Origin of the sequence: Janthinobacterium darwini (assembly GCF_051380905.1) — a bacterium.
Lineage (GTDB): Bacteria > Pseudomonadota > Gammaproteobacteria > Burkholderiales > Burkholderiaceae_D > Janthinobacterium.
In genome coordinates this window covers 1-19,466 of record NZ_JBNYXX010000003.1, presented here as the reverse complement: position 1 = coordinate 19,466, position 19,466 = coordinate 1, and the positions used below count along the sequence as shown (strand labels likewise).

Genomic DNA, 19,466 nt, shown 5'->3' with positions numbered 1-19,466 from the left:
TCAAGACCGTATCGTCGCCCGTGCCCGAACGGTAAGGGCCGGCAACCAGAATCTGCAGTCCCCGTTTGCGCGGCATCAAGTGCAACTGCGCATGCTGCAGCAGCATGATGGTCTTGCCGTCGCAGATGCGGCCGTCCGCCACCATCTGCAGTGCCTGCGCCAATGGCAATTCCAGCACTTCGATATCTTCCCCCTCGTGCGCCAGGCCGCCACCGTCGCCGATGCGGCTGGCGGGGTCGTACTCGCCCACGAAGAAATGCAAACGCTCCGTCACGGAACCGGGGCTCATGAAGGCCTGGAATATCTTTTGCACCTGCCCCACCCGGTAACCGGTTTCCTCTTCCACCTCGGCGCGGATGCGCTGCTCCGCGCTGGCTTCTTCCAGCAAGCCGGCCGCTGATTCGATCAGGAATCCATCGTGCCCCTCGCGATACGTGGGAAAGCGGAACTGGCGGATCAGGATCACCGTGCGTTTGACTTTGTTGTAGAGCAAGATGGTGGCGCCATCGCCGCGGTCATAGGTTTCCCGCGTCTGCGTCTGCCACTGGCCATCGTGGCGCAGATAGTCGAACGTCGTCTTTTGCAATAGATACCAGTCGTGCGACAGGGTCTGCACTTGCTGGATGCGAACCCGTTCCTGCTTTGTACTGTCTTCGCGCATGTCATCTCCTTGTGCTTGCGTGTACTTGCTTTTGTCGACTTTATCATGCAGACTCGTGCAATATCAAGAAAATACAAGAAAACTCAAGAAAATCCATGCTCACACATCAGCGCAAACAATACCTGCTGGACTTGCTCCAGCGCGAAGGACAGATCGTCGCCAGGGCCGTCAGCGATGCCCTGGGCTTGTCGGAAGACACGATACGGCGCGACCTGCGCGAACTGGCCAAGGAGGGCTTGCTGGAACGTGTGCACGGCGGCGCCTTGCCCTTGCTGCCCCGCTCGCCCGCCCTGGCGCCGTTTGCCGGGCGTGAACAGATTTCGCCGCAAGCAAAACCCGCCATCGGCCGCGCGGCAGCGGCCATGATACAAGCGGGACACGTGGTGTTCATTGATGGCGGCACGACCGCCGTGCAACTGGCGCGCCAGCTGCCGCGCGAATTGCACGCCACCGTCGTCACGCACAGTCCCTCGATTGCCGTCGAACTGGTGAATCACCCATCAATCGAGGTGCTGATGCTGGGCGGGCGCCTGTACAAGCACTCCATCGTGGGCGTCGGCGCAGCCACCGTGGAAGCCATCGGCCGCATTCGCGCCGACCTGTATTTCATGGGTGTGGCCAGCCTGCATCCGCAAGCGGGCATCACCACCGGGGACTATGAAGAAGCGTGCGTGAAACGCGCGCTGAGCGAGGCGTCAAACCGCACTGTCGTGCTGGCCTCGCCGGAAAAGTTCAATACGGCCTCGCCGTTCCAGATCGCGCCCTTGAGCCAGGTCAGCGACATCATCGTGCACCGCGACATCGAAGACGCCCTGGTCGCGCCCTACCGCGACATGGGAATTGCCATCACCCTGGCATAAAAAAAGCGGCCCGCAGGCCGCTTTCTTTCTATTCCACAGCCTGTCGCCGCCAAATTACTGTGGCCAAATCACCTGCAACACGGCAGCCAGATGATAGCCCGCCTCGATCAGTTGCTGCTTCGCCAGCGCCGAGCTGGGCACGGGGTAATTGTCCGGCACCGTCAAGGCCCACACCTTATACACCTCGCCCTTGCGGCTGGTCTGCTGCGTGGCCGGACCGGCTACCACGTCCGTGAAAGCAATTTTTGATGCCGCCAGCGAGGCATCAGCCCACTGATACGGCCAGGTGGCAGGGTCGCCAGTATTGCCGCTCACTTGTGGCTGGCTCGCAATCACCGTACGCGCAAACTGCTGCGGCGTGCGCGTGCTCAGGCGGCGCATGGCGTAATCGACCACGGTCGTATCCCAGTACGAATGCAGGGGCTTGGTGGGCGACTTCGGATAGGCGGGAGCTTTCGCCATGCCTTCTTCCACCGGCGGCGGCGCGGGAATCACGGCGTCCGACAGCGCCGTCATCTTCGCATCGTCGAGCAGCAAGTCGTTACCGCCGCGCGCATTGAAAATGGCGACGTCGTCGATCTGTGCCTGCGTGGCGGGCACGAAAAACTGGCCATCCTTGCCGAGAAACGCATTGCCAACATGTAATGGCTGGTGGATATCGCCCACCAGGTGCGTGATCAGGATCAGCGCCTCGCGCTGGCTGAAGCCACGCGGATTGCTGGCGGCATCAGCCTTGCCCTGCAATACCAGGATAGCCTGTTTGAGCGTTTGCACGATATCGTCGTCAGCCGTGCCCACGCCATGGTCATGGTAGTGCTCGTTCTGGAATGGCACGTTCGTGTAATGGTATTGGCCATGCTTGGGGTTTGCCGCGACATAGGTCAACATTTCCGGCGATTGCGGGCCGCAATACGTACCCTTCACGCAGTCGGGCCAGTTGGCGATCTTTTCCAGGCTTTCGCCCGGCAGCAGCAACTTGGCCATCTGAACCTGGGCGGCGCTGCCCTTGAGCAATTGGTCGGCGATGGCGCCCACGGCGCGGTGGCCGTCGTTGCCCCAGGCCAGTACGTTGCCGGAAGCAAAAGCGGCGCCCAGCGCCAGCACGCAAAGTAACTTCTTCATCGATTTTCTCACCATTACTCCTTGCCTTGCGGCGCTGCCTTGGCCGGTTTCGGGTACTGCTTGTTGATGTCGATGGGCTGCGCATACGCCGAGCTCCACGTCTGTTCATGCAGCGCGGCAATCCGCTGCGCCATGGCATCATTGCGCAGTACCACTTCCAGGTTGCGCGACAAGTCGAAATAGCCTCCCGCCCAGTTACTCGTGCCGACCCAGGCCAGCTTGCCATCGATGCTCATGGTCTTGCTGTGGATCACGCGCGCAAACGGAATGAACCCTGTCGAAGCCGTAGGAATCGTCACGATGCGGATTTCGACGTTCGGCAGCAGGGCCAGGCTTTTCAGGTAGGCGATGGCCGGCGCTTCCGTATTCCAGCTTGATACCATCAGCTTGATCTTCACGCCACGCTGGGCAGCTGCGCGCACGGCGTTGTCAATCACGGCGTAGTACGGACGCGTGCGGTTCGGGCCATACGACAAGGGCGCATAGTCGAGCAGCTGAATGCGCACTTCGCTTTTCGCTTCGGCCAGCAAGGCGGGCAAGCCCGTTTCCGAATCGCCCACGCCAGCCGGGTTGTAGGCATTCGGGCTGGCCAGCAAAAAGGCGTTTTGCGCGTAGTTGGCCGGTACCACCTTGCTGTTGAGCACCGTGGCGCGGCCGCCCTGGGACGTCAACGCCTGGGCTTGCCAATCCTGTTCAAAAATCGTCTGCACCTGGCTGACCATGACAGGCTCCGTGATCTTCAAGCCCGTTTCATGAATGTGCTCGAACGAGCGCCAGTCGAAGTTCTGGCTGCCGATGTACGCCACCTGGCCATCGACGGCCAGGTATTTCGCATGCACGATGCCATTGCCCGTGATTTTATTGAAATCGATGAGGCGCAAGTCCAGATTCGGAATCGCCTTGATCCGGGCGATGGTGGCCGCTTCTGACAGGCCCACGCCCTTCTGGTCCAGCAGGAAGCGGATTTTCACGCCGCGCTGGCCGGCGGCCGTCAAACTGGCCAGCACCTTTTCAAAGGCCGTGCCCGGCTTGCTGACGGCATAGAACTGGGCGATAACGATCTCTTTTTTTGCCGCATCGAACAGCTCAGTCCACACGGCGACAGGTTCGCGCAAGTCGGGATTCGTCAAGGTGGTTTCCACGGGCGAGGTATGCACCAGCTCAAAGCCGGGAATGCTGAATTCGGCGTGGGCCGTGCCTGCGAACAGGCTGGAGAGAAGTACGGAAACAAATAAGCGACGCATGGTTATTCCTTGAAATGTTATTTGACGCGCACGATGCGGCCGGCTGCCGTGGCGCTGCCAGCGGGCTTGCCGGCGCGCGCGCGGGCAATCAGGTAATCGCTGAAGGCGTCGATATCGCGCACGCCCGTGTCGAGGCGGCGGGTGCCGGCCGCCAGCACGGTGAAACGGTCGCCGCCGCCAGCGAGAAAGCTATTGGCGGCGACACGATATTGTTGATTGTCATCAATAGCCGCGCCATTGAGCATGATGCTGCCCGGCAGCACGCGCTGGCCCTGGGGACGTGTACTGTCCCAGCGATAGCTGAAACCTTCGGACACTTGCAGCAAGTTGTTGTCTTCCGCTTCGGCACCCGGCCATTGCTGCTCGAGCAAGGTACGAATTTGTGCGCCGGACAGGCTGACCACGATCAGGGTATTACCGAACGGGACAACCGCCTGGTTCTGGCCCACGTTCGTCATCAGATCGGCGCCCGCTGCCAGATCCTTGCGGATGCCGCCATTGTTCATCAGACCGATTTGTGCGCCGGCAGCGCGCGCGCCGAACAGGGTGCTGTCGGCCACCAGGTCGCCCAGCGCGGAAGCGCCGCTGCCCTTGGTGCTGCGCCCCACGGTGGGCACGGCGATGGCGGCCACGGGGCGCGACAATTCTTGCGCGCTGCGCTGCTTCACCGATTCCAGGTAAGCTGCCACGGCCGGGTCCGGCTCATACATTCCCGGCAACATGACAACGTTTTGCGCGCTGGCATTGATCAGCGCATTCTTGAGGGGATCGACCTTGAGCTTGATGCGAGTCAACATGTGTCCGCCCATCTGCGCCTGCGTCACCAGCCGGCCATCGACACGGCACAGATAGCCCTGGTGCGAATGACCGCTGATGACCAGTTGAATGGCAGGGTCGAGACGTTTCACCACGTCGACCACTGCGCCCTTCAGGTGGCTGCAATCGGCCTGGTCGACGGCTTCCTTCGTCTCGCCGCCCTGGTGCAGCAGCACCACGAAGACCCCCACGCCCTGCGCGCGCAGCTGCGGCAAGGTGGCGTTGATGGCGTCCGCTTCATCGCCGAACTGCAAGCCGGTAATGCCGGCGGCCGTCACCACGGACGGGGTATCTTTCAGCACGGCGCCGATCAGGCCCACCTTGACGCCATGCGCCTCTTCGATTCGGTAGGCCGGCAGCAGGGACTTGCCCGTTTGCTTGTCGATCACGTTGGCCGCCATATAGGTATAGCTGGCGCCCTTGAAGTCGGGCGTGAACTTGCAGGCCTTGTCGGAGCGCGACGACTCGCAGCCGCCGCGCTGCTGGCGCAGCAGCTCCTCCTTGCCCTGGTCAAATTCATGGTTGCCGACCGAGCTAGCCTTCATGCCCAGCATATTCATGGCCACGATGCTCGGCTCATCGGCCCATAGCGCCGACATGGCGGGGCTGGCACCGACCAGGTCGCCATTGCCGACAAAGATCAGCTGCGCATCTTCGCGCCGCCAGGCCGTCAACGCGCCGGACAAGGTATCGATGCCACCGGCCTGCACCGTCTTGCGCTCCGCATCGGCAGCGCTCGTGTAGGTGAATTTGCTGCGGTCGAGGTTGCCGTGAAAATCGTTCAGGGCAACCAGATTCACTTCAATCGGGCCGCTGGGCGCAGGCGCCAGGTTGCTGCAGGCGGACAGGATCAGGATCAGGGCCGCGGCAGCGACCGGAGTGCGTGGGAAGTGAGCCATGGAATGATATTTATTGAAAAGGGGAAGAGTAAACCATCTTGTGTATAAAAAAAACGGCTGGTGTCGCCACCAGCCGTTTTTTACTTTGCCGAGCTACGAGGCAAGGACGAAATTAGAATTCGTACTTGATCGTTGCTTGCAGCGCCCATTGCGATTCGCCTTTGACTTGACGCGTTTCCAGGCTTTCCACCACAGGACGGGTGTTGTACACATACTTGCCGTTTTCCATACCGACATTGTCAACGAAGCTGCGCACCAGGCCACCGGAGCCCTGGAAGCCCACTTCATTGATGCGGCCCCATTTGCGATTCAGCAGGTTACCGACGTTCAGGATATCGAAGGTAAAGATGCCTTTGTTACCCTTGAAGAAGCCCGGTACTTCCTGGCTCATGCGCACATCGAAGCTGTTGGTCCATGGAGCAAAGCTCTCGTTACGGCCGATCACGCTACCTTTGGCTTTGCGCAGGTCGCCATTCGCATTGACCACTTTCCAGAACGCTGCCTCATTGGCGGCGCGTGCTGCTGGCGTCGCACCGGCGAACACCACTTCGCCCGAACCTGGCGCGCTAGGGATGTACATCAAGTCGTTGCCGGCCAGGCCGTCACCGTTCAAGTCGTTGTTGATGGTCCAGCTGTATGGCTTACCGCTACGGCCTTCATAGAACAGACCGAAGGTGGTCTTGTATTCGCCGAAGAAACGTTTTTGCCAGTTGATGTTGGCCGTGAAGCGATCCTTGACCAGGTAGTTCGAGTTGGACGCCACGTTTTCGTTCGGATTGAACACGGCGCGCGAACCCCAGTTCGAGCTCGAGGTCGACGACGTCAGTGGTGACACTTCCGTGGCATCGCTGTACGTGTACGACGAGCCCCACGACAGGCCATCACGGGTCGGGCTGCGCACCGACAGGGTCAGCACGTTCGACTCGCCTTTGTCGGTATTTTTAGCCATCAGCACCTGGCCGAAGGCTGCATTACTGCCAGCCTTGGTCAAGGCGCTGCAATTTGCGCCGCCGATCAGGGCGCCATTTGCATTCCAGCAAGCCGTATTGTAGGCGTTAGGACCATAGTACATTGGACGGCCATCGCTACCGGTTGCCGTTGGCGCGCCCATGTTCAGCTCTTCGTAGTAAATCGCGCTCTTGGTCTGGAAACGCAGGTATTCCGCGCTGACAATCAGGCCCATCCATGGCAGCTCATGTTCGATGGCCAGGTTGGCTTTCCATACCGATGGTTGCGCCAGGTCCGTGCTCAAGGCATCGACCTTCATTGCCGGGATAACCGCTGGCACGCTCGATGGTTGCTTGGTTGGATCGGGGTTGAAGAAGCCATCGGTGGTCGGGCAAGTGCCGGCAGACGAGGCGCAAGTAATGTTCTGGGTTGCCATACCGGTGTTCTGGTAAGGATTACCCAGCCAGACGCTCATCGCCGCACCCTGGAACAAGCCGAAGCCGCCGCGAATTTGCGTCGGACGCGCCGATTCCAGCTTGTAGTTGAAGCCAAAACGTGGCTGATACAGGTTTTCGCCATCGATGGTATGCGAGTTATCGATACCGAAACCGCCGGTCTGACGACCGTTAGGCGTGGTACGAGCGACAGTTGCCTGTGCTGCACGCGCATTGTAGATCGGCTTTTCGCCGATGCGGGTGCCGTCGATGCGCAGGCCCGCGGTCAACGTCAGCTGCTTGTTGACTTCCCAGGTATCTTGCAGGAAGAGGCCGATGTTTTTCAGCGAGAACGTCGCCACGGCATCGTCCAGAGTACGGCCTGCTTGTGGCACCTGGTAGGTGTACGAGCTAGGACGGCCACGGCTGAAGTTTTCCAGCACGGCTGCCTGCAATTGCGCTGCCGTGGCATTACCGCAATTGATGGCGCCGAACGAATAGGCAAACGTGGCGCTGCTATTAATACAGCCGAAGGTGTAGTTACCGTTGACGTTCTGCAGGAACGCGTTATAAACGTCATTCTTGCTGTAATCGGTGCCGAACTTGACTTCATGGTCGCCCAGCGACCAGGTACCGGCTGCGTAGAAATCCTTGGTTTTGGTGCCAAGAATGTTACGCTGACGGCTCAGTTCCGTACCAAAGTTCAGGAAGCGGTTGCCAGTAGCCAGGCTCGAAGGTGCGCCAGCTGGCAGCGCGCCGCTGAACTGCAGGCCGATTGCCGGCAGATAAGCGTTGTTGCGCGGTACGCTGTCGTAGTCGCGCGACGACACTTTGACTTCGGTCGAGAAGGTCGGCGTCCACTCGGCGGTCCATTGACCAACCAGGGTTTCCAGGCTCTTGTTCTGGTCATACCAGTACGAGCTCAGCGACAGGCCAGTGCCGGAAAAACCCGTGTAAATCGGCTCGGACTGTTCGGTCTTGGTGTAACGCAGCATCATGCGCTGGGTGTCGGTCAAGTTCCAGTCCAGCTTGAGCAACTTTTCCGTTGCCGTGAATTCGGAACCCGTAGGAACTGCCGAAGTACCGGCATTGATACCGTATTTGTCCTTGGCAATAGCAATCGCGCTATCGATGGCGCCTTGGGTAATGGCAACGTTGGTCTGTGCGCTGCCGATAGGACCGAATGCTGGCGCGCCGCGCGAGCTGGTGGTTTTTTCGTAGTTGGCAAACAGGAACAGCTTGTCTTCGATCAGCGGGCCACCCATGGTGATGCCCTTGGTGGTGTCTTTCGATTTCGGCGCTGCGTAGTAAGTGTCGTCGGTGCTGTTGTAACGGTCGCCCGCCATGGTGTCGTTACGGAAAACGTAGTAGACGCTACCCTTGACCTTGTTGGTGCCCGATTTGGTCACCGCGTTGACGTTCGCGCCGGTGTAGCCTTTTTGGGTGACGTCATAGTTGGCAACGTTCACCTGCACCGACTGGATCGCTTCGATCGAAATCGGCTGCTTGCCGGTCGCGGTGCCGGACGCTTCCAGGCCGAAGGTGTCGTTCACGGCCACGCCGTCAATCGTCATCGAGTTGTAGCGCGAGTTTTGACCGGCAACGGAGATTTCACCGCGCTCTTTGTCGGTTTGCGACAGGCGTGGGTCGGCGCGGGCATAGTCTTGCAGGCTGCGCGAGATCGATGCCTGGGTAGCCAGTTCGGTCGGGCCGATATTGGTGCCGGCGCCCATGTTGTTGCGGTTGAAAACCTGATTGCGAATAGCATTGGTGCTGACTTTCACCACTTGCATGTCGGCGCCCAGCGTGGCGTCGACGTTGGCCGTTTCGGCCAGGGCGATAAACACGCCTTCGCGTTTTTCAACTACGCCATTCTTCGTAATGGTGATGGTGTAAGGACCGCCGGCGCGCAAGCCGCGAGCGACGTAACGGCCTTCTGCATCGGTGGTCACGTTGCTCGCCGAACCGGAATCTACGTGAACGATAGTGACTTGCGCACCAGCTGCCGGCTTGCCGTCCGTGGCCGAGATACGGCCACCAATGGAGGAAGTAGTGTTCTGTGCGAACGATGGTACCGCCGCCAGTGCAATAGACAGGCTGAACGCGATTTGCGTTAGCCGAAGTCGTTTGTGATTGATCATCTTTAACCCCAGAAAAGACTATTATTTTTGAAAATCCTGGATTGCCCCACCGTCCGGCTGCGCCGCACAGCAACACAAACTCAAGATCTCCTCTTTACGATGCTGCAACTGTTACGCCGGCGGGACTGGCTGCGGTCCTGACAAGACCATCACAAAACGCCGCTCCACACATCACAACTATTCCTATCCAGACAAAAACGGCGGAAAAAACTGCGACCGATCCGTACGACCCAGGGCGCTAGCACCTGTGTCATTCACCCGACAGCCTTACCCGGCTAACATGGCAAGCCGCGAGTGTAATTGTTAAATATTTCAAGACTGTGACACGGTGGCAAAATACAGAAGAATGTCGTCATCTAGCTGCGCGACTGTGTGTTTCACTCTGCATCTCACCTTTATTTACTGCAAATACCCATCTTCATACGATATCGCCAAAGTAAATTGTGACTTTTTAATATCACCCTCATCCCACTATGCATCATCAAAAAATGGATGACAAATACGTTTTTTTTTACATATTTATATGTTTAAAGTATAAATAGCATGAGTAACTAGCTGGATTGATATCGTGCTGGCAGCGTCCGGGCTTATGGCGCGAGATTATAAATGAGCAATATGTACTTGAAATTGATTCATCCAGGAAATTGTATAAAGTCGTGCATCTGGTGTGAATTGTGTCGCATGGCTGCCACAAAATTGGCAAAATAGCATCACGAAGGTTTGAGGGGGGAAATGAAAAACGGCCGGAAGATCCGGCCGCTTTGATAGTATCAGTCGTGAACGTCGCGCAACTTACGGTTTGTTGCTCTTGCCTGCCTTGTCGGCTGCGGCAATGTCCGCTTCAAAACGGGTGAAACGGGCATCGAGTGCTTTCAGCAAACGTTGTTTGTCCGCTTCCGCCAGGAAGGAATACCGCAGGCTGTTATAGGACAGCTTTTTAATTTCCGCATAATCGGTCTTGTACTGGCTGGCAAACAGCACATATTCATTCGACAGGGTATTGCGCGAAACGCCCGCATCATCAGTGGAGATGACGAATGGCACGCCATACTTGCGGTACAGGGTGATCGGATGGGCCTGGCCCTTGATACCGAGAATGTAATCGTTGCTGGTCAGATTCACTTCCACGGGAATGCCCCGCTCGCGCATCTTCTGCATGGTGGCCAGCGCATTGTGCTCGTAGGCGATATCCATGCCGTGGCCGATACGGTCGGCGCCCGCCACATCGACGGCTTCGGCGATATGGAAGGCCATGCCTTCCGGCGGCACCATGCCCAGCGCCAGCTCGCCGGCATGCAGGGCGATCTTGACGTTCGGATACTTTGCCTTGAGGAACTTGAACATTTCCATGTGCAGGCTGTAATCGCGCATGGACACGTTCACGCTTTCCTGGCCCACGATGTTCACGCCCACCAGCAGCGGATTCAGGCTCGCTGCCTTGAACGCAGCCACCATCGAGGAAAAAACTTGCGATGGCGACAGGAAACGCAGCACATACGCCTGGTAACGCATGGTGAAATTCGCATCGTCAATGCCGGCACTGCTGGCGTTGACGTTATCGTTGTAGGCGGTGATGCTTTTCTGAAAGCTGGCGTCCTGCTCCAGGCTCTGCGTCCAGTTGGCCAGCACGGCTTGCAACGCTGCCGGCTGCAAGCCCGGCGCCAGCACTTGCTGGTCGAACTGCGCGTTCTGCACGAAGGGCGACAGCTCGAAAATCGTCTCGATGTAGCTGAGGTTTTCCGCGATGGCGCGCTGCTTCAGGGTTTTCAGGCCATCCGCCGTGTTGCTCGACGCCACGGGGCCGAAATAGCCAAAGGTATCAAAAAAAGTGCGGTCCGGCGGCGTCTGGATGGCGCCGTGGTTGTAGAAATCCTTGGTTGACCAGCGCTGCAGCAATTCCGCATACAGGCCCGCATCGGCAAACACTTCCGTGGACGACAGGCAGCCACGCTGCGCGGCCGGCTTGGCGCGCTCGGCCGCCACGACGTCCTTGTTGCTTTCGATGCGGTAGGTCGTCTTGTTGACGCAGTAATTCTCCTTGTCGACCCAGTCGAGGAATTGCTCGGCGTAAATGGCGCCTGAGTAATGGTGATGCAAGTCCCCGCCCTTGGGCATCATGGAAAAGAACAGGCTCAACTCGGCCGTCTTCGGCTGCGTACCCGCAACCAAGGCGGCAAAATGGCGCGCGGTGGCAGCTTCGTTGGAAGTTGGGGCGGCCACTGCTTTGGCTGCTTGCGCCGGTCCGGTCAATGCCAGCGCGGCGCCAAGCGCCAGGCCAGTGAGTTTCTTGTGCATTCGCGTTCTCGCTCAGGATAATTCGTATGGAACAACGGGTAGGTCAGCCCTGCCCCCGCACATGCACGCATTGCCCGCCTGAATAGGTGGCAGCCACGGCCCGGTCGTCGCCCAGCAGCGCAAAGGCAAACAGCAATTCCTCCAGACTTTGACAGCCGGCCGTGCGGCGAGCCAGCAGCGGCGTCGATTGCTTGTCGAGCACGATAAAATCCGCTTCCGTGCCAGCCGTGAAATTGCCCAGGATGCCTTCCAGTTGCATGGCCCGTGCTGCGCCCAGGGTTGCCAGGTAAAACATGCGCAAGGCGGGCAGATAGCTGCCTTTCAAGCGTGCTACTTTATAGGCTTCGTTCATGGTTTGCAACATCGAGAACGAGGTGCCGCCGCCCACGTCGGTGGCCAGCGACAGCAGCACTCTCGCCGCATCGGCCCGCTCGAAATCGAACAGGCCGCTGCCCAGGAACAGGTTGGATGTGGGACAAATGGCGGCCGCCGAGGACGTTTCCGCCATGCGCGCGCGGTCGCGCTCATCGAGCCAGATGCAGTGGCCAAACATGGCGCGCGGGCGCAGCATGCCGTACTGGTCATACACATCGAGGTAGCTGCGCGCCTGCGGATGCAGTTCGCGCACCCAGCGGCACTCATCCTCGTTCTCCGACACGTGGGTTTGCAGATACGTATCCGGATAGGCGCGCGCCAGCTCGCCCGCCAGGTGCATCTGTTCGTTCGTCGAAGTGGGTACGAAACGGGGGGTGATCGCATATAGCGAGCGGCCATGCTTGTGCCAGCGCCGGATCAGTTCCTCGCTTTCACGCGCGCCGGACTCTGCCGTGTCGCGCAGGAATTCAGGACAATTGCGGTCCATCATGACTTTGCCCGCCACCATGCGCAAGCCGCGCGCCTCGCTGGCGCCAAAGAAGGCATCGACCGATTGCGGATGCACGCTGCCATACACCATGGCCGTCGTGGTGCCGCAGCGCAGCAGTTCATCGAGGAAAAACTCGGCCACATCGCGTGCATGGACAGGATCTTCAAATGCGCGTTCGGTGGGGAAGGTGTAAGTTTCCAGCCACGGCAGCAAACCGGGCGCGGGCGAGGCGATCATTTCCGTCTGCGGGAAATGCAAATGCGTGTCGATAAAGCCGGGCACGATCAGCTTGCCCCGGTAATCGACGACAGGCGTGCCGGGCAGCAAGGTGGCCAGCAGTTGCGCGTAATCGCCGGCTGCCACGACCTTGCCATCAGCCACGATCAGCAAGCCATCCGCATGCCAGGCGTGCGCCTCCTCGTTGACAGCGGGATCGGCGTGGAAGTGCAGCAAGCTGGCACGGTAAGCTTGCAATGTGGCAGGAACAATCGGCATGACTTCTTTCTATAAGGGGTGAATGGCGGCGCGGGTTGGGCGGCGCAGTGGCGTGCTGGCATTAGCCAGCCGCAGCGGTGCGGCCAGGGCCGCGCTGGCGGCCTCTTCCCACACCATCAATAATTGACAGGCCACGGAGGCGGCGATCACGGCCGGGGCCTTGTTGCGGATGCCTGGCATGCCGATCGGGCACACCATGGCGGCAATGCGCTCATCCGGCACGCCGCGCGCCTGCAGACGGTGCTCGAACTGCTTGCGTTTCGTTTGCGAGCCGATCAAGCCGAACCAGCCCGCATCCTCACGCTCCATGATGGCTTGCGTCAGGCGCTGATCGAGCGCATGACTATGTGTCATGACAAGAAAACTGCCGCCCGGCGGCGCCATCGCAACAAATTCCTCCGGCATATCGGTGGCGGCGATGCGCACATTCGCTGGCAACCCCGCAGGCAACGCTGCGGGAAACATGTCTTCGCGCTCGTCAACCCAGGTGATATTGCAGGGCAAGTGGGCCAGCGCGCGCACGATGGCGGCGCCCACGTGGCCGGCGCCGAACAAGGTCAGGTGCGCGCGCGGTGCCCGGCAAGGGTCGACCAGCCAGCGCCGCCCCGTGCCATCCTGCGCAACATGGGTACTGCGTTCGCGCGAAAACGTGTCCGGCGCCTGTGCCGGCACACCGGCGATCAGCGCGCCCGCCGCATCGAACAGGGCGGCGGCGGTGTCGCCATCGAGCGCCGTCAGGCGCCAACTATCCTGCTGACGGCGCTCGCGCAAGGCGGCCAGCAACGCTGTCAGGCTGGCGTCGACATGCTCAAATGCCAGGTGCACGACGCCGCCGCAGCATTGGCCCAGGCTGGGGCCCAGCGCGAAACGCTCGAGCCGCGCATGGGTGTCTCCCGTGGCCAGCATGGTCTTGGCGATTTCTACTGCACGCAATTCCAGGTGGCCGCCACCGATGGTATCGACCTGGCCATCGAGGGTGACGCGCATCTTCGCCCCCGCTTCGCGCGGACCCGAGCCTTCCACCAGGGCCACCGTCACCAGCACGGATGCCTGCGTGTCGTTCTCGATTGCCGTCAACCAGTCGCTCATCATCTGTTCCTATACCTTGGCGCAAACCGCTTGTACGGCCATGATTGCCTTGAGGATTTCCTCGCTGGTGGCCGGTGCATTCAGCGGCGGCTGCACGGCGTGATTTCCCACGCTGGAAATGGCGTCGCGGATGGCAAAGAACACGGAAAACGGCAACAGCAGCGGCGGCTCGCCCACGGCTTTGGAACGGTGGATGCTGTCTTCCACGTTGCGGTTCTGGAACAGTTTCACACGGAAATCTTCCGGACAATCCGAAATGCCGGGAATCTTGTATGTCGATGGCGCGTGCGTCATCAGCTTGCCCGCCGCATTCCACCACAGCTGCTCCGTGGTCAACCAGCCCATGCCCTGGATAAATGCGCCTTCCACCTGACCCAGATCAATCGCGGGATTGAGCGACTGGCCCGCGTCATACAAGGCGTCGGCACGCAGCAGTTTCCATTCGCCCGTCAAGGTATCGACCACCACTTCGGCCACGGCCGCGCCATACGCGTAGTAGGAAAACGGATGGCCCGTCATCGTCTTCGCATCCCACGACAGGCCGGGCGTGGCATAAAAACCATCCGACCACAGTTGTACCCTGGCCAGGTAAGCCTTCTGCACCAGCTCGGCAAACGGCACGACATGGCCGTTGACGTGGATGTGATTGTCGAAGAAGCGCACGCAAGCTGGCTCGCCGCCATACAGCTTGACCGCATAACCGGCCAGGCGTTCACGGATTTGGCGCGCAGCATCCTGCGCCGCCTTGCCGTTCAGGTCTGCGCCGGTGGACGCTGCCGTGGCCGAGGTGTTCGCCACCTTGCTGGTGTCGGTGGCCGTGGCACGTACTCTGTCCAGGTCCAGTCCCAGTTCGTGCGCCACCACCTGCATCACCTTGGTATTGATGCCCTGTCCCATTTCCGTGCCGCCATGGTTGACCAGCACTGAGCCATCCACGTACACGTGCACGAGCGCACCGGCCTGGTTCAGATGCGTGACGTTGAAGGCGATGCCGAATTTCAGGGGCGTGAATGCCAAGCCCTTCTTCAAGATAGGGCTGGCCTCGTTAAAGGCATCGATGGCGCGGCGACGCGCCCGGTAATCGCTGCTGTCTTCCAGTTCGGCAACGAGTTCATGGATCACGTTATCGACGATTTTCTGCCCGTAAGGCGTGACGTTGCGCCCTTCCGCATCATTGCGACCATAGAAATTGAGCAGGCGGATATCGAGCGCATCGCGTTGCAAATGGCGGGCAATTTCATCGATCACGTACTCGATGGCGATGGCGCCTTGGGGCCCGCCGAATCCGCGAAAAGCCGTGTTCGACTGGGTATTCGTCTTGCCGCAGGCGGCGCGGATATCCACGTCGGACAAATAATAGGTGTTATCAAAGTGACAGACGGCGCGCGTGGCGACGGGACCAGACAAGTCCGCCGAGTAGCCGGCGCGCGTGGTCATGTCGACCTTGGCGGCAAGGATGTTGCCGTCATCGTCATAGCCCACTTCGTATTCATAGTAAAAACAGTGGCGCTTGCCCGTCACCAACATATCGTCGTCGCGGTCGGCACGCAGCTTCACGGGGCGCTTCAGTTTGGCTGCCGCAATCGATGCCGCCGCCGCCCACAGAGCCGATTGCGATTCCTTGCCTCCGAAACCACCGCCCATGCGGCGGCATTCGACGGTGATGTTATGCGAATGCACGCCCAGCGCATGCGCTACCACGTGCTGCATCTCGCTCGGATGCTGGGTCGAACACAACACCAACATGCCTTGCGCTTCCTTGGGGATGGCGTAGGAAATCTGTCCTTCGAGGTAAAACTGTTCCTGGCCGCCCACATACAGCTGGCCCTTGACCACGTGCGGCGCCTTCTCGAACGCGGCCTGGTAGTTGCCCCGCGTCAGCTGCATCGGCGGCAGCACGTACGATTGCGCCGCCTTGGCCGCCTGCGGCGTCATGATCGCGGGCAATTCCTCATACGACACTTGCGCCAGGCGGGCGGCGCGGCGCGCATGGTCATGCGTATCGGCCACGACGATGAAGATGGGCTGGCCCACGTATTGCACCAGATCAAAAGCCAGGATGGGGTCGTCATGGATGATGGGGCCGCAATCATTGGTGCCGGGAATATCCTGCGCCGTGTAGACGGCGACGACACCCTGCGCATTGCGCACGGCCGACAAGTCCATGGCCGTGATGCGCGCATGAGGCTTTTGCGACAGGCCCAGCGCCGCGTGCAAAGTACCCTGCAATTCGGCGATATCGTCCGTGTACGTGGCTTGCCCCAGCACATGCAATTGCGCCGATTCATGGGGGCTGGGCTTGCCCACGGCGGCCCAGGCGGCCGCTTGCAATTCGGGCGTGACAGGATGGTTCATGCTGGTCCTTTCAGGCGCGGCAAGCGTAGGCGTTGACGGCAGTGCGCAGCAGCGGCGCACCAGGGCGTGTTTCCAGCCAGAAGCGGCGCAACAGGTTTTGCGCCGTCGTCATGCGGTAGGTATTCGAGGCGCGCATGTCCGACAGCGGCGCGTAATCGTCGGCCAGCAAGCGCATGGCGATGACGAGGTTGTCCTCCGTCCACGCCTGCCCAAGCAAAAATGCTTCCGTTTGCGCTGCCCGTTGCGGCGTGGCCGCCATGCCGCCAAAGGCGATGCGCGCATCGACGATCACGTCGCCATCCAGACGAAAGGCAAACGCGGCGCACACGGCCGAAATATCCTGGTCAAAACGCTTCGCCAGTTTATACGTGCGGAAATGCACATCGGCACGCGGCAAGGGCACGCGCACGGCTTCGACGAATTCGCCAGGTTGCAGATCTTTCTTTTGGTAAGCCAGATAGAACTTTTCCAGCAGCATCACGCGCTGGCCTCCGGGGCCCCGGAGCACGATATCGCTACCCAGCGCAATCAGCCACGGCATCGAGTCACCGATGGGCGAACCATTGGCCACATTGCCGCCCAAAGTACCCGCGTTGCGGATAGGCAAAGAGGCAAAGCGCTGCCACAGTTCCGACAACTCGTCTGGATAGTGCTGGCACAGCGCCGCATAGGCATCGTTGAGGCTGGCGCCAGCGCCGATGTGCAGCTTGCCGTCAACGATGCTGATGGTTTTCAACGCGGCCACGTTGCCCAGATAAATGATGTCACCCAGGTCACGCAGTTGCTTGGTGACCCACAAGCCCACGTCAGTAGAGCCGGCCAGCAGGCACGCTTGCGGCTTTTCCGCGCGCAGCGCCACCAGTTCGTCGATGCTGCGCGGTGCGTGGAAGTGCTGGCCGCCATGTTCATAGGTGCTCAGGCTGCCGCGCTGCAGCGCCTGCAATTGTTGCGCCAGAGCATCGCGGTCAAACGCGACATGCGGCAACTCGCCCATGCGCCTGGCCGCATCGATGATCGGCCGGTAGCCCGTGCAGCGACACAAATTGCCGGACAGCGTATCGTCGATTTCGCAGCGCGTGGGGGTTTCGCCGTTTTTCTGCAGATACATGCCCCACAACGACATCACGAAACCTGGCGTACAAAAACCGCACTGGGAACCGTGGCACTCGACCATCGCCTGCTGCACCGGGTGCAAGGCGCCATCGGGCTGTTGCAAGTCTTCCACGGAAAACAGGGCCTTGCCGTCGAGGGTAGGGGTGAGCTGGATGCAGGCGTTGACGGCCTTCATCTCGACCTGGCCATCGACCAGGCTGCCGATGACGACGGTGCAGGCGCCGCAATCGCCTTCCGCGCAGCCCTCCTTGGTGCCCGTGCAATGCAAATCCTCCCGCAGGTGCTGCAACACAGTCTGCGTAGGGGCGGCGTTACGTACTTCCTGTACGGCACCACGGTAGTAAAAGCGGATCGGTTCTGACATGCTGGCCTCGGTATAGTCCCAGTATAGGAGATTAACACCGGCATATGGGACAACTATATGCAAAGACTGATTTTACTTATCATCCAATATCAATACCTATCAAGCGGCATAGGGATGTGTCGCATGCCAATGTTCGGCAATATCGATGCGGCGCGTGATCCACACCTGCTCGTGTCGCTGTACATAATCGAGAAAGCGCGCCAGTGCCGCGGCCCGTCCGGGACGCCCCACCAGACGGCAATGCAAGCCCACCGACAGCATCTTCGGCTGATTCAAGCCGTTCGGATCGCCTTCCGCATACAGCACATCGAAGGCATCCTTCAGATAATCGAAAAACTGCGTACCCGAATTAAAGCCTTGCATGGCGGCAAAGCGCATGTCGTTCGTATCCAGGGTGTAGGGCACGATCAACTGCGGCTGCACGGCCGGCATGCCGGCTGCATCCGTGTACGCCACTTTCTCCCAGAATGGCAAGTCATCGCCGTAATAATCGGCGTCGTAGCGGAAACCGCCGTGCTCGACCACCAGTTTACGTGTATTGGGCGAATCACGCCCCGTGTACCAGCCTTGCGGGGCGGCTCCCGTCAATTCACGGATGATCTGCACGGCGACACGCATGTGTTCGCGTTCCGTCGCTTCATCCATATTTTGATAAGAAATCCAGCGCAAGCCGTGACAGGCGATTTCATGTCCCAGTTCTTGGAACGCGGCCACCGCATCCGGATTGCGCTTCAAGGCCATCGAGACACCAAACACCGTCAACGGCAAGCGCCGCTCCTCAAACATGCGCAGCAGGCGCCACAACCCGGCGCGCGAGCCATATTCATAAATCGACTCCATGCTGAGGTGGCGCGCAGGAAAAGCGGCCGCGCCGATCATTTCCGATAAAAACGTTTCCGACGCGGGGTCGCCATGCAGCACGCTATTTTCCGCCCCCTCCTCGTAATTGAGGACGAATTGCAGCGCGATGCGGGCCTTGCCTGGCCATTGCGGATGGGGTGGCGTGCGGCCGTAGCCAATCAAGTCGCGTGGATAATGTTCGTAATTGTTCATGCGGAGGCGCGCCTATAGGAGGACAATGTTGGCTATATGCCCAATCATATAGCGGGGCGCAGTCACCGGTATATGATTTGCACGATAAGCACATTCACTCACCCTATATACAGGATAGCAAATGGGAAAACTCAGCACGCATGTACTCGATATCGCCCACGGCAGACCGGGAGCCGGCGTCAAGGTGGCCTTGTTTTCAGTCGCGCCGGAAGGAAAAGTGCTGTTAAAGATGGATATGACCAATAGCGACGGCCGTTGCAGCACGCCTTTGCTGGAAGGCGACAGCATGAAAGCGGGCCAGTATGAGCTGGTGTTCAACGCAGGCGACTACTTCGCCGCCCAAGGCCTCGACTTGCCTACACCGCGCTTCATCGACCTGGTTACCCTGGCCTTCGGCATTGCGCATACCGATGAAAACTACCACGTACCGCTGGTGGTATCTCCTTGGTCGTATTCGACTTACCGGGGGAGTTAAGCGACGTTAAGCGACAAAGGCAGCGCGCAGCGCTGCTTTTTTTACGCCTGTTTGCTTTGCAAGACAAAGCAGCAGACGAAAAAAAACCCCACCGGATTCCGGTGGGGTTTTCTTCTACTGCGAATAACAAGCCTGACGATAACCTACTTTCACACTGGTTGCAGCACTATCATCGGCGCAAAGTTGTTTCACGGTCCTGTTCGGGATGGGAAGGGGTGGGACCAACTTGCTATGGTC

The 19,466-nt window shown here is 59.7% G+C and carries 12 protein-coding genes, 1 rRNA gene and 1 pseudogene; 2 read left to right on the top strand and 12 right to left on the bottom strand.

What is annotated here, in order from left to right:
- Positions 1–76 precede the first annotated feature (76 nt).
- A pseudogene (locus ACQ4WZ_RS18530) lies at positions 77–661 on the bottom strand (NUDIX domain-containing protein); the annotation flags it as partial.
- 95 nt (positions 662–756) lie between these two features.
- Here ACQ4WZ_RS18530 and ACQ4WZ_RS18525 point away from each other — a divergent pair.
- Entirely contained in the window at positions 757–1,521 is a 765-nt protein-coding gene (locus ACQ4WZ_RS18525) for a DeoR/GlpR family DNA-binding transcription regulator (RefSeq protein ID WP_436574187.1), read from the top strand.
- Between the two features lie 54 nt (positions 1,522–1,575).
- Here ACQ4WZ_RS18525 and ACQ4WZ_RS18520 read toward each other — a convergent pair whose 3' ends face one another.
- The 10 genes from ACQ4WZ_RS18520 to puuE form a co-directional block, all read right to left on the bottom strand.
- On the bottom strand, positions 1,576–2,643 hold the full coding sequence (locus tag ACQ4WZ_RS18520) for a S1/P1 nuclease (RefSeq protein WP_436574186.1): 1,068 nt from the start codon (positions 2,641–2,643) through the stop codon (positions 1,576–1,578).
- Between the two features lie 14 nt (positions 2,644–2,657).
- Positions 2,658–3,887 (bottom strand): phospholipase D-like domain-containing protein, encoded by a 1,230-nt coding sequence (locus tag ACQ4WZ_RS18515; RefSeq protein WP_436574185.1) that lies wholly within the window; start codon positions 3,885–3,887, stop codon positions 2,658–2,660.
- A gap of 17 nt (positions 3,888–3,904) precedes the next feature.
- Positions 3,905–5,602 (bottom strand): bifunctional metallophosphatase/5'-nucleotidase, encoded by a 1,698-nt coding sequence (locus ACQ4WZ_RS18510; protein ID WP_436574184.1) that lies wholly within the window; start codon positions 5,600–5,602, stop codon positions 3,905–3,907.
- 112 nt (positions 5,603–5,714) lie between these two features.
- Positions 5,715–9,125, bottom strand: coding sequence for a TonB-dependent receptor (locus ACQ4WZ_RS18505; protein WP_133994141.1), 3,411 nt, complete (start codon positions 9,123–9,125; stop codon positions 5,715–5,717).
- A gap of 792 nt (positions 9,126–9,917) precedes the next feature.
- Positions 9,918–11,420 carry an adenosine deaminase family protein gene (locus tag ACQ4WZ_RS18500; protein ID WP_436574183.1) on the bottom strand — a complete coding sequence of 501 codons (1,503 nt, stop codon included), beginning with the start codon at positions 11,418–11,420 and terminating at the stop codon, positions 9,918–9,920.
- Positions 11,421–11,463: 43 nt separating this feature from the next.
- Positions 11,464–12,780, bottom strand: a complete 1,317-nt coding sequence (gene guaD, locus ACQ4WZ_RS18495; RefSeq protein WP_436574182.1) for a guanine deaminase — start codon at positions 12,778–12,780, stop codon at positions 11,464–11,466.
- A 9-nt stretch (positions 12,781–12,789) separates the two neighbouring features.
- Positions 12,790–13,869 (bottom strand): xanthine dehydrogenase accessory protein XdhC, encoded by a 1,080-nt coding sequence (xdhC, locus tag ACQ4WZ_RS18490; protein ID WP_133994205.1) that lies wholly within the window; start codon positions 13,867–13,869, stop codon positions 12,790–12,792.
- A 9-nt stretch (positions 13,870–13,878) separates the two neighbouring features.
- Positions 13,879–16,224, bottom strand: coding sequence for a xanthine dehydrogenase molybdopterin binding subunit (gene xdhB, locus ACQ4WZ_RS18485; protein WP_436574181.1), 2,346 nt, complete (start codon positions 16,222–16,224; stop codon positions 13,879–13,881).
- A gap of 10 nt (positions 16,225–16,234) precedes the next feature.
- Complete coding sequence (xdhA, locus tag ACQ4WZ_RS18480) at positions 16,235–17,701, bottom strand: xanthine dehydrogenase small subunit (protein WP_436574180.1); 1,467 nt, start codon at positions 17,699–17,701, stop codon at positions 16,235–16,237.
- Between the two features lie 99 nt (positions 17,702–17,800).
- Positions 17,801–18,754 (bottom strand): allantoinase PuuE, encoded by a 954-nt coding sequence (gene puuE, locus ACQ4WZ_RS18475; RefSeq protein WP_101483973.1) that lies wholly within the window; start codon positions 18,752–18,754, stop codon positions 17,801–17,803.
- Between the two features lie 121 nt (positions 18,755–18,875).
- Here puuE and uraH point away from each other — a divergent pair, with 121 nt between their 5' ends.
- Positions 18,876–19,229, top strand: coding sequence for a hydroxyisourate hydrolase (gene uraH, locus ACQ4WZ_RS18470; protein ID WP_010395048.1), 354 nt, complete (start codon positions 18,876–18,878; stop codon positions 19,227–19,229).
- A gap of 130 nt (positions 19,230–19,359) precedes the next feature.
- Here the strand turns inward: uraH and rrf are convergent.
- Positions 19,360–19,466: ribosomal RNA gene (gene rrf, locus ACQ4WZ_RS18465) — 5S ribosomal RNA — on the bottom strand; the annotation flags it as partial.